At 59.9% G+C, this 10,021-nt stretch carries 12 protein-coding genes; 5 read left to right on the top strand and 7 right to left on the bottom strand.

Features of this window, described 5'->3' with window-relative positions; translation table 11 throughout:
- Nucleotides 1-41: 41 nt before the first annotated feature.
- From secB to B4U49_RS09770, 3 genes are all read right to left on the bottom strand, one after another.
- A complete protein-coding gene (gene secB / locus B4U49_RS09780) occupies nt 42-536 on the bottom strand; it encodes a protein-export chaperone SecB (RefSeq protein WP_078084414.1) in 495 nt (164 codons plus the stop codon).
- Nucleotides 537-670: 134 nt separating this feature from the next.
- Nucleotides 671-922, bottom strand: a complete 252-nt coding sequence (grxC, locus tag B4U49_RS09775; protein WP_078084413.1) for a glutaredoxin 3 — start codon at nt 920-922, stop codon at nt 671-673.
- 109 nt (nt 923-1,031) lie between these two features.
- On the bottom strand, nt 1,032-1,442 hold the full coding sequence (locus B4U49_RS09770) for a rhodanese-like domain-containing protein (protein ID WP_078084412.1): 411 nt from the start codon (nt 1,440-1,442) through the stop codon (nt 1,032-1,034).
- A 307-nt stretch (nt 1,443-1,749) separates the two neighbouring features.
- On the opposite strand from B4U49_RS09770, the gene gpmI reads away from it, so the two are divergent.
- The 4 genes from gpmI to B4U49_RS09750 all read left to right on the top strand — a co-directional run bounded on the left by gpmI (nt 1,750) and on the right by B4U49_RS09750 (nt 6,469).
- Nucleotides 1,750-3,294: a 2,3-bisphosphoglycerate-independent phosphoglycerate mutase gene (gene gpmI, locus B4U49_RS09765; protein ID WP_078084411.1), complete on the top strand. Its 1,545-nt coding sequence runs from the start codon at nt 1,750-1,752 to the stop codon at nt 3,292-3,294.
- A gap of 35 nt (nt 3,295-3,329) precedes the next feature.
- Nucleotides 3,330-4,475: a murein hydrolase activator EnvC family protein gene (locus B4U49_RS09760; protein WP_078084410.1), complete on the top strand. Its 1,146-nt coding sequence runs from the start codon at nt 3,330-3,332 to the stop codon at nt 4,473-4,475.
- A 233-nt stretch (nt 4,476-4,708) separates the two neighbouring features.
- Nucleotides 4,709-6,094: a S41 family peptidase gene (locus B4U49_RS09755; RefSeq protein ID WP_078084409.1), complete on the top strand. Its 1,386-nt coding sequence runs from the start codon at nt 4,709-4,711 to the stop codon at nt 6,092-6,094.
- A 129-nt stretch (nt 6,095-6,223) separates the two neighbouring features.
- Nucleotides 6,224-6,469: a DUF6316 family protein gene (locus B4U49_RS09750; RefSeq protein ID WP_078084408.1), complete on the top strand. Its 246-nt coding sequence runs from the start codon at nt 6,224-6,226 to the stop codon at nt 6,467-6,469.
- Between the two features lie 23 nt (nt 6,470-6,492).
- On the opposite strand, the gene hisF is transcribed toward B4U49_RS09750, so the two are convergent.
- The 4 genes from hisF to hisB form a co-directional block, all read right to left on the bottom strand.
- Nucleotides 6,493-7,263, bottom strand: coding sequence for an imidazole glycerol phosphate synthase subunit HisF (hisF, locus tag B4U49_RS09745; RefSeq protein ID WP_078084407.1), 771 nt, complete (start codon nt 7,261-7,263; stop codon nt 6,493-6,495).
- Nucleotides 7,264-7,276: 13 nt separating this feature from the next.
- Nucleotides 7,277-8,023, bottom strand: a complete 747-nt coding sequence (hisA, locus tag B4U49_RS09740) for a 1-(5-phosphoribosyl)-5-[(5-phosphoribosylamino)methylideneamino]imidazole-4-carboxamide isomerase (protein WP_078084406.1) — start codon at nt 8,021-8,023, stop codon at nt 7,277-7,279.
- A 223-nt stretch (nt 8,024-8,246) separates the two neighbouring features.
- Nucleotides 8,247-8,891, bottom strand: coding sequence for an imidazole glycerol phosphate synthase subunit HisH (gene hisH, locus B4U49_RS09735; protein ID WP_078084405.1), 645 nt, complete (start codon nt 8,889-8,891; stop codon nt 8,247-8,249).
- Between the two features lie 19 nt (nt 8,892-8,910).
- The gene (gene hisB, locus B4U49_RS09730) at nt 8,911-9,498 is read right to left on the bottom strand and encodes an imidazoleglycerol-phosphate dehydratase HisB (RefSeq protein ID WP_066960431.1); all 588 of its coding nucleotides are present in this window, start codon (nt 9,496-9,498) and stop codon (nt 8,911-8,913) included.
- A 152-nt stretch (nt 9,499-9,650) separates the two neighbouring features.
- Here hisB and B4U49_RS09725 point away from each other — a divergent pair, with 152 nt between their 5' ends.
- The gene (locus B4U49_RS09725; protein ID WP_078084404.1) at nt 9,651-9,941 is read left to right on the top strand and encodes a hypothetical protein; all 291 of its coding nucleotides are present in this window, start codon (nt 9,651-9,653) and stop codon (nt 9,939-9,941) included.
- Nucleotides 9,942-10,021 lie beyond the last annotated feature (80 nt).

The raw sequence follows: 10,021 nt of genomic DNA, 5'->3' as shown, positions 1-10,021 counted from the left end.
AAGGCTCCCGAAGGAGCCTTTTTGGATGAGAGTACCGGGCCTTAGGCGTCGGTCTTCTCTTCGCCTTGCTCGGCCTGCTGTTGCGCCTGCTGCATGGCAGCGGCAAACAGAGCGTCGAAGTTGATCGGCGGCAGCATCAGTGCGGGGAAGGAGCCCTTGGTTACGATGTTGTCTACCACTTCGCGCGCGTAGGGGAACAGGATCTGCGGGCAGGCAGTGTTCAGCGCCTGTGCCAGCTGCTGGCCTTCCAGGCCCTTGATGCCGAACAGGCCGGCCTGCTGGACTTCCACCAAGAAAGCGGTCTCTTCTTCAACCTTGACGGTGATGGTCAGGGTCAGAGCCACTTCGTACAGATCTTCGTCGATCTTGGCGGTTTTGGTGTTCAGTTCCTGGTTTACCTGGGGTTTCCACTGCTTTTTGAAAACCTCTGCGCCCATCGGAGTCTCGAAGGACAGGTCTTTCAGGTAGATACGCTGCATCGCGAATTGTACTTGTTGTTCGCCGTTCACTGCAGCGCCGTTTTGTTCTTCAGCCATGTTACTGCCTGCTTAAAAAAGTTTATTTACTGCCTTCCCTGAAAGAAGACTCCCTGTATGGGTCTTACTTATGGGGGCCTCGAAATACCCTTTCAAGGCATGTCACTGAAAATTCTTGTACTTGACGCGGGGCTTCACGCCAGCAACTGGTCCAGTTCGCCGCTGCGCTCGATGGCCATCAGCTCGTCACACCCGCCCACGTGTTTTTCACCGACCCAGATCTGCGGCACGGTATGGCTGCCAGCCTTGGCAGTCATTTCTGCGCGCAGCTCGCGGTCGCCGTCCACCGAGATCTCGGTATAGGGGACATTCTTGTTATCCAGCAGGTATTTCGCTCGGATACAGAAAGGGCAGAAGCGGGTGGTGTAGATGACGACTTCTTTCACAGAAGGAAAACCTCTTTGCTTGCTTTACCGGACCGAACGGGACCCTTCAGTTTCAGTTCCGTTCGGTCGAGCCAAATCAGCGTCGGCATGTGCCGGCCAGCGTCGGAAATCAGCCCTTCACCAGCGGCAACTTCTGATTCGACCACTCGGACATGCCGCCTTCCAGGCGGCGCACGGTGTAGCCAGCCTTTTTCAGCTGACGCCCTACCGGGCCCGCGTGCTGGCCAATCTTATCCGCCAGGATCAGGGTCTTTTCTTTATAGGGTGCGAGTTCGCCGATGCGCTTCTCAATCTCCCCATGCGGGATATGGATGGCGTCGACGATGTGTCCGGCAGCGAACTCGGCGCGATCGCGCAGGTCCACCACCCGGGCATCCTCAGTATTGACCAGCCGGGTGGCCTCGTGGGCCGACGCGGGTTTGCCCGCCTTGATACGTTCGGTAATTGCCAGCGCATACACCAGCGCTACCAGCACACTCACCAGCAGCCACTGCTCGCTGATAAAGACGAAAAAGTCCACTCCGCCCCCGGGAAATTAAGTTTGTTGTTCTGAATTCGACCACTGACGCAACAGTCGGCCGCGTTTGCGCCGGTATTGTAAAACAACTGCACCGGCAGCTCGAAGGTGGCGCAGTATACACGACCATGGCCAAATCTTAACCAGCATTTTCACTGCCGAAAGCCGCGGGTTGCTGGTTAATACCTGACCTCAGGCCCGGAAACAGGTTAAAATCCGCCACCTGCGGTAAAACTCCCTGCGCGAGTTCCGTCCCCTGGCAATGACGCCGAACGATCACCCATCAACCCAACACAGGAATACCGATCCCATGGCATCCGAGTCTTCGCCCAAACGCCCCGTGGTACTGCTGATTCTGGACGGCTTCGGCCACAGTGAGCACTCCGAGCACAACGCCATTGCGGCGGCGAACTCCCCGGTATGGGACCAGATCTGGGCCAACCGCCCGAAAACCCTGATCCAGACTTCAGGCATGGCGGTAGGCCTACCGGAAGGTCAGATGGGCAACTCCGAAGTGGGCCACATGACCCTCGGCGCCGGCCGCGTGGTGTACCAGAACTTCACCCGCATCAACAAGGCCATCAAGGACGGCGAGTTCTTCAAGAACCCCGCCTACACCGCTGCGGTGGACAAGGCCATCACCAATGACGGCGCGGTGCACATCATGGGCCTGCTGTCCGACGGCGGTGTGCACAGCCACGACGATCACATTGTGGCCATGGCCACCCTGGCCGCCCAGCGCGGCGCCAGGGCGATCTACATCCACGCGTTCACCGACGGCCGCGACACCGCACCGCGCAGTGCGGAGACCCCGCTGGCGCGCCTGACCCAGGTCTGTGACGCATTGGGCAATGCCCGCATCGCCAGTATCTCCGGCCGCTACTTCGCCATGGACCGCGACAACCGCTGGGACCGTGTACAACCGGTTTACGACCTGATCACCCAGGGCGTTTCCGAGCACCAGGCGGCAGACGCCCTCGCCGGACTCGCTGCCGCTTACGCCCGCGACGAGAACGACGAATTCGTGGCGCCGACCCGGATTGGCGACGCGGCTCCGGTCAAAGACGGCGACGCGCTGATCTTTATGAACTTCCGCCCGGATCGCGCCCGCCAGCTGACCCGCGCCTTTACCGACCCGAACTTCGACGGCTTTGCCCGCGCGGTTACCCCCAAGCTGGCAGATTTCGTGATGACCACGGAATACGCCGCCGATATCGACGCCAGCTGTGCCTTCCCGCCGGAAACCTTGGTCAACACCTTTGGCGAGTACCTGCAGAACCAGAACAAGACCCAATTGCGCATTGCCGAGACAGAAAAGTACGCACATGTGACCTTCTTCTTTAGCGGCGGCCGCGAAGAGCCCTACAATGGCGAAGAGCGTATCCTGATCAAATCACCGGATGTGGCCACCTACGACCTGCAGCCGGAAATGAGCGCGCCGGAAGTGACCGACAAACTAGTCGCGGCGATCGAGAGCGGCAAGTTCGACGCGATCATCTGCAATTACGCCAACGGCGATATGGTGGGCCACACCGGCGTCTTCGAGGCCGCGGTTAAAGCGGTGGAAGCGCTGGACGGCTGTGTCGACCGCGTGACCAAGGCCGCGCTGGCCGCCGGTGGTGAGGTACTGATCACCGCCGACCACGGCAATGTGGAAGAGATGTTCGACGCCGGCTCCGGCCAGGTCAGCACCCAGCACTCCACCCTGCCGGTGCCGTTTGTGTACATCGGTGCGCGCGATGTGAGCATGCGCGATGGCGGCAGCCTCGCCGACGTGGCTCCGACCATGCTGGCACTGATGGGCATACCGCAGCCGGCCGAAATGAGCGGCGAGCCGCTGGTAAAACTGAATTAATCCGGGCATTGCCCGAGAGGTAAGAAGCAGTCTTCATGAAACTTTCTGCAGTTGTCATTACAGCCCTGCTGTCCTACTTGCTGCTGGTCCCCGCCTGTTTTGCGCAGGCGGCGGACGAAGAGCAGCAAGCGCGGCTGGCGGAAATCAAGCAGCGCATCGAGTCTCTGCAGCAGGAGCTGAATCAGGTAAAGGGTGAGCGCGATCAGCTGCTCAAGGACCTGGAGGCCAACGAGAAAGACATTTCCGAGCTGCTGCAGCGGATCGACAAGATCAAGTCGGACATGCAGAGTCGCGGCGAAAAACTGCAGGAATTGAAGCGCGAAGAAAAGCAGCTGGAGGAATCCCGGCGAAGTATGCAGCGGCGAGCCGAGCAGGAAGTCGCCGCCGCCTACCGACTCGGTCGCCAGGAGCAGATCAAGCTGCTCCTCAACCAGCAAGATCCCCAGCACATCGCCCGCCAACTCCGCTACCACGACTACTTCCTCAAGCAACGCAGCCAAGTCATCGGCGAATACGTCAACACCCTCGATCAACTCACCACTGTCAGCGCCGGTATCCAGCGCGAACAGGACACCCTCGCCCGTGAACGCGACCAGCTGGAACAAAAACGCCGGGCGCTGACCAGCGCGCAGCAGTCGCGCCAGCGCACCCTGGACAAGCTGGCGAAGCAGCTGGCGAGCAAAAGTGGTGAACTGAACCAGCTGCACAGTGACCGCAGCCGCCTGCAGCGCCTGGTGGATGAAGTCGGCCGCGCCATCGCCAGCCTGATCAATCCCAGCGACCAGACCCCTTTCGCCAAACAGCGCGGCCGCATGCAGTGGCCCACCAGCGGCCGCCGCGCCAACGCCTTCGGCCAGCGCCGCGCCAATGGCATTACCTGGACCGGCGTTACCCTGCGCGCCAACGAGGGCGCTCCGGTCAAGGCGATCCACCGCGGTCGGGTGGTGTTTGCGGATTACCTGCGCGGCCAGGGCATGCTGATCATTCTCGACCACGGCGACGGCTACATGAGCCTGTATGGCCACAACCAGTCCCTCACCCGCGCCATTGGTGAATGGGTGGAAAGCGGCGACACCATCGCCCGCGTTGGCAACACTGGTGGCATGAGCCAGGCCGGCCTCTATTTTGAAATCCGCCGACACGGCAAACCCCAGGATCCCACCGCCTGGTGCCGACGCTGAATTCGCACAGCGCCAACCATCACCTAACACATTTCCCCTTGCAGTTTCATTCCCCGCACTGACACCCCGGTTCTCTTCCCCGCCAACTTCAAACCTGCGGGGAGTGCCGGGTCTACAATTCTCAGTGGACATCACGAATTCGCAGCCGAATTTGCGGGTAGCCCGAGTTATGGGTCTCCCACGGTGTAGCTTGTAGCTAGAAAGTAACGATAAATGCCAAGGACGTGCAGATTATGTTCACCCCCAAAATGCTGGCTCGCCTGCTAGGCGCGGCAGCTCTCACCGCTCTGCCGCTGATGGGACTCAGCCAGGGCGACAGCGAGCGCGCATCGCTGGAAGCCGAATCCCGCCTGCCGCTGGAAGACCTGCGAAGTTTCGCCAAAGTGTTCGAACAGATACGCCAGGGCTACATCAACGAAGTGGACGACAGCACCCTGCTGGAGTACGCCATCAAGGGCATGCTACAGGGACTGGATCCGCACTCGGCCTACCTCGACAGCCGCTCCTTCGATGACCTGCAGGCAAACACCACCGGCGAGTTTGCCGGCCTGGGTATCGAGGTGGGGGTCGAGGACGACTACATCACCATCATCACACCAATGGACGGCACGCCCGCGGAACGCGCCGGATTGCGCGCCGGCGACGTGATCCTGCGCCTGTCGGGTAAGTCCATGCGCGGCGTCAGCCTGGACCAGGCGGTGGAAAAAATGCGCGGCCCGGTGGGCTCCTCGGTCACCCTCACCATCGGTCGCAAAGGGCACAAGGAGCCCTTCGACGTCACCGTTAAACGCGACAAGGTGCGCGTGTACAGTGTGCGCGGAGAAATGCTCGAAGAGGGCTACGGCTACCTGCGTATCAGCCAGTTCCAGCTGGATACCGGTGGCGACCTGATGCGGGCAATGAAAAAGCTCAAGAAGGAAGGCGAGCTGAAAGGGCTGGTGGTCGACCTGCGCAACAATCCCGGCGGGGTGCTGCAGTCTTCGGTGGAAGTGGTCGATGCCTTCCTCGAGGAGGGGCTGGTGGTCTACACCGAAGGCCGCAATGAATCCTCCAACCTGCGCTATTCCGCCAGCGCCGGTGATGTCACCGGCGGCGCACCACTGGTGGTACTGATCAACGACGGCTCCGCCTCGGCGGCGGAAATCGTGGCGGGCGCGCTGCAGGATCACCGCCGCGCAGTGGTGATGGGCACCGACAGCTTCGGCAAGGGCTCGGTGCAGACGGTCATCCCGATCAACGATGAACGGGCAATCAAGCTCACCACCGCACTCTACTTCACTCCCAAGGGACGTTCCATCCAGGCCCAGGGCATCAAGCCGGATATTACCGTTGAGCGTGTGAAGGTAACGCGCATGGATGGCCGCGCCCGCACCACGGAAGCGGATCTGGCCGGACACCTGGGCAATGGCAACGGCGGCGAAGAGAGCGGATCGGAAGACCGCAAGCGCGCCAAGGCCAAACAGGACGACTGGTACAGCCGCGACAACCAGGTTTTCGAGGCACTGAATGTGCTCAAGGGCTTGAACCTGTACGTGCGTCGCACGCCGGCTGCGAGTGAGGAAAGCAGCGCACCGGCAGCGAAGGATCAGGTGGCGCGGATTCGCGCCGAGGATCTGTAATCTTCGCGTATTCCCGCAAATCGCACCCGGTTTTTGGCTAGTCTTTAAATTGGGTGCGGTGTTCTACACCTGAGCGATCAGGCCAGTAGTAGCAGTAAAAGTGGTAACGGAAGCAGTAGCGAGGTAGTCATGCAGCGGTATCGTCGTGGCGAACAGGGGCAGTCGATTCCCCCTCGTGCTGACCGTTTTTTCAAACTGGATGACGACTGGTATTTCACCGTCCGCGGCGGCAATACCTTTGGTCCTTTTGCCTGCAAAGCGGAAGCGGAAAAGGCAGTGGACCGATTCCTCAATCCGCTAAAAGAATACTCCGGCAACGTACGCCCCTTCGGCAGCCAGCGCGCAAGGCGCTGGCACAATGCGCACAAGTTCTGATTGCGGACAATCTATACGCGGGATTAAATCCGCATCTCGATACCCGCTTCCTGCATATAGGCCTTGGCCTCTCCAATTGTGTATTCGCCGAAGTGGAAAATACTGGCGGCGAGTACTGCGTCCGCACCGCCCTGTAATACACCATCCGCCAGATGCTGCAGGTTGCCCACACCACCGGAGGCGATCACCGGTACGGAAACCGCATCAGAAATGGCACGGGTCAGCGCCAGGTCAAAACCATTTTTGGTTCCGTCCCGGTCCATGCTGGTCAGCAGGATTTCCCCCGCACCGTAGCTGTCCATCTTCTTCGCCCATTCCACCGCATCGATACCGGTGGGCTTGCGGCCACCGTGGGTAAAGATCTCCCACTTGGGCTCTTTGTCATTGCCCACCTGTTTGGCGTCGATGGCGACGACGATGCACTGGCTGCCGAAGCGGTCGGCGGCTTCCCGCACGAAATCGGGATTGAATACGGCGGCGGAGTTGATCGCGGTCTTGTCCGCACCCGCATTCAGCAGGTTGCGGATATCCTGCAATTCGCGCACGCCACCACCCACGGTCAGCGGGATAAATACCTGGGAAGCCATTTTTTCCACGGTGTGCAGTGTGGTGTCGCGGCCTTCGTGGGTGGCGGTGATGTCGAGGAAGGTTACTTCATCGGCACCGGCTTCGTTGTAGCGTCGCGCGATTTCCACCGGGTCGCCGGCGTCGCGGATGTCGACGAAATTGACACCTTTGACTACCCGACCAGCGTCGACATCGAGACAGGGAATAATGCGTTTGGCGAGACCCATGGCGTTGATCCGGTTATTTCTGGTTCCAGTTGTCACACAGTTCCTGCGCCTGGCGCAGGTCGAGTTTGTCTTCGTAGATGGCGCGGCCGGTAATAGCGCCGAAGATGCGGGTTTTCTCGTCGCCAGCTTCCAGCAGTTGCTGGATATCTTCGATGCTGCTGACGCCGCCGGAGGCGATGATGGGAATCTGTACGGCGCGTGCCATGTCGAGGGTGGACTCGATATTGACGCCCTGCATCATGCCGTCGCGGGCGATGTCGGTGTAGACGATGGCGCTGACACCACAGTCCTGGAATTGCTTGGCGAGTTCGGTGGCCTGCACGTCGGAGACTTCGGCCCAGCCTTCGGTGGCAACCAATCCATCTTTGGCATCGAGGCCGACGATGATGCGGCCTTCAAACTCGCGGCAGGCTTCTTTGACCAGTTTGGGATTTTTTACTGCGGCGGTGCCGATGATGGTCCAGCTAACGCCAGCATCCAGATACCACTCGATAGTTTTCAGGTCGCGGATGCCGCCGCCGATCTGGATCGGGAATTGCGGGAACTGACGGGCAATGGCGTTGACGGCATCGCCGTTGACGGGGTTTCCGGCAAAGGCACCGTTGAGGTCGACGATGTGCAGGCGTTTAGCGCCCTGGCTGAGCCAGTGTTCAGCGGTGGCGACGGGGTCGTCGGAGAAGACGGTAGCGTCTTCCATTTCACCCTGGCGCAGGCGTACGCACTCGCCGTCTTTCAGATCAATGGCTGGGATTACAATCATTTTGGTTAACTTCCTGTTTCGGGGTCCCGGTTTTTTCAGGCCCGGTGGCGGCAGAGCACCGGGTGTGAGTTTTTAGAATCGGGCTAGGCGCCCCCCTGCGAATACTTCCCTGTACGCTGCGTCGGCAAAATCCCTGTTGCCGACGCTTCTAAAAACTCACACCCGGCACTCTGCCTTCGCATCTAGTTATGTACTTCGTAAGCGTAAGCTTAAGCAACGCTTTCTAAGCGGCACCGTTCCAGTCGACAAAATTCTTCAGCAGCTGCATACCCGCATCGGCACTTTTCTCCGGGTGGAACTGGGTGGCGAAAATATTATTGCTGGTAACGGCAGCGGCGAGTTTTACACCGTAGTCGGTTTCACCGGCGACGGCTTCGTTGTTTTCCGCTGGTACATAGTAGCTGTGCACAAAATAGAAACGGCTGCCGCTCTCGATATTGCTCCACATCGGGTGGTCGATTTTCTGGTCCACCCGGTTCCAGCCCATATGCGGGACTTTCAAATGCTGGCCGTTTTCGTACAGGTCTTTGCCAAAGAATTTGACCGGTTGCGGGAAGATGCCGAGGCAGTCGATACCGCCGTTTTCTTCGCTTGTGGCCATCATGATCTGCATACCGACGCAGATACCGAGAATGGGCATGCCCGATTCGATGCACCGGTTCAGCAGCGGCACAAAACCTGGGCGAATGAAGCCTTCCATACAGTCGCGGATGGCGCCGACGCCGGGGACGATCAGGCGGTCAGCGCCTTCAGCCTGTTCCGGAGTGGTGGCGAGTACCACTTCGTCCGCCGGGGCGACCTTTTGCAGGGCGCTGGCGACGGAGTGGAGGTTGCCCATGCCATAGTCGAGGACGACAATCTTTTGCATGTTCTGTTTAACTCCTGCCTTAGAGCACACCTTTGGTGGAGGGCATGGCGCCCTCCATTCTCGGGTCCGGGGTCAGGGCCATACGCAGGGCGCGGCCGAAGGCCTTGAACACGGTTTCGATCTGGTGGTGGGCGTTGAAGCCACGGATGCAGTCGATATGCAGGGTCACCAGGGCGTGATTGACGAAGCCCTGGAAGAATTCGTAGAACAGCTCGGTGTCGAAGTTGCCAATGCGCTTCTGGGTGAAGGGCACGTTCATGGTGAGACCCGGGCGGCCGGAGAAGTCGATGACTACGCGGGACAGCGCTTCGTCCAGGGGCACGTAGGCGTGGCCGTAGCGGGTCATGCCTTTCTTGTCGCCAATGGCCTGGTTGATGGCCTTGCCGAGGGTGATGCCGATGTCTTCGACGGTATGGTGGTCGTCGATGTGCACGTCGCCGTCGCAGGTGATGTCCAGGTCGATCATGCCGTGACGGGCGATCTGGTCCATCATGTGCTCGAGGAAGGGGACGCCGGTATTGAATTTGCCGGTGCCTTTGCCGTCGAGGTTGAGGCTGACCTGGATCTTGGTTTCCAGGGTGTCGCGGTTGACGCTGGCAGTGCGCATGAGGTCTACATCCTTGATTGCGAGGCAGGGCCAGCCCGATTGGCGGGCCCTTGAGACAGAAGGCGCGAATTATACGCCCAAATGGGGTGGAATTTGGCCGATAGTCTCAGATGAAACTTGATTCATCTCTGAGATCAAATATCATACCGCGCATGAATATGAGTTACCGCCACAAGACCCCGGTGTGGGTCAGCTTTGTGCTGCTGTTCGCGCTGATGCTCGCGCAGCCGGTGCTGGCGGAGCATATTCACGTTGACGACCGTTCGCACCAGCTGTGCGACCTGTCCCACAACCACACGCCCGCGCCCGTGGGCAGTGAGTTCACCTTCACTACCGAAGACCTGGCCCCGCTGTATATCGAACAGCAGGCCCCGGTGGCCCTCGACTGCCAGCCGGAGCGCCAGTCTGCCCGCGGCCCGCCCGCACTCCTGTCTCTCAGCTGATCTCTCAGCCAACTGCAAACACATAACGCTTTTGTATCGGGCACCGGCCTTTTGGGTGGCCGCTGCCTGTGATTGACAGG

Source organism: Microbulbifer mangrovi, assembly GCF_002009015.1.
Lineage (GTDB): Bacteria > Pseudomonadota > Gammaproteobacteria > Pseudomonadales > Cellvibrionaceae > Microbulbifer > Microbulbifer mangrovi.
The sequence above is the reverse complement of the archived record's forward strand: the minus strand, read 5'-3'. Positions and strand labels throughout refer to the sequence as shown.

Excerpts from the sequence above, each read along its gene's own strand:
- secB (WP_078084414.1), bottom strand. The coding sequence starts at position 536 with ATGGCTGAAGAACAAAACGGCGCTGCAGTGAACGGCGAACAACAAGTA.
- hisF (WP_078084407.1), bottom strand. The coding sequence starts at position 7,263 with ATGGGTCTCGCCAAACGCATTATTCCCTGTCTCGATGTCGACGCTGGT.
- B4U49_RS09750 (WP_078084408.1), top strand. The coding sequence starts at position 6,224 with ATGCAGCGGTATCGTCGTGGCGAACAGGGGCAGTCGATTCCCCCTCGT.
- B4U49_RS09755 (WP_078084409.1), top strand. The coding sequence starts at position 4,709 with ATGTTCACCCCCAAAATGCTGGCTCGCCTGCTAGGCGCGGCAGCTCTC.
- gpmI (WP_078084411.1), top strand. The coding sequence starts at position 1,750 with ATGGCATCCGAGTCTTCGCCCAAACGCCCCGTGGTACTGCTGATTCTG.
- hisA (WP_078084406.1), bottom strand. The coding sequence starts at position 8,023 with ATGATTGTAATCCCAGCCATTGATCTGAAAGACGGCGAGTGCGTACGC.
- hisH (WP_078084405.1), bottom strand. The coding sequence starts at position 8,891 with ATGCAAAAGATTGTCGTCCTCGACTATGGCATGGGCAACCTCCACTCC.
- hisB (WP_066960431.1), bottom strand. The coding sequence starts at position 9,498 with ATGCGCACTGCCAGCGTCAACCGCGACACCCTGGAAACCAAGATCCAG.
- B4U49_RS09760 (WP_078084410.1), top strand. The coding sequence starts at position 3,330 with ATGAAACTTTCTGCAGTTGTCATTACAGCCCTGCTGTCCTACTTGCTG.
- B4U49_RS09725 (WP_078084404.1), top strand. The coding sequence starts at position 9,651 with ATGAATATGAGTTACCGCCACAAGACCCCGGTGTGGGTCAGCTTTGTG.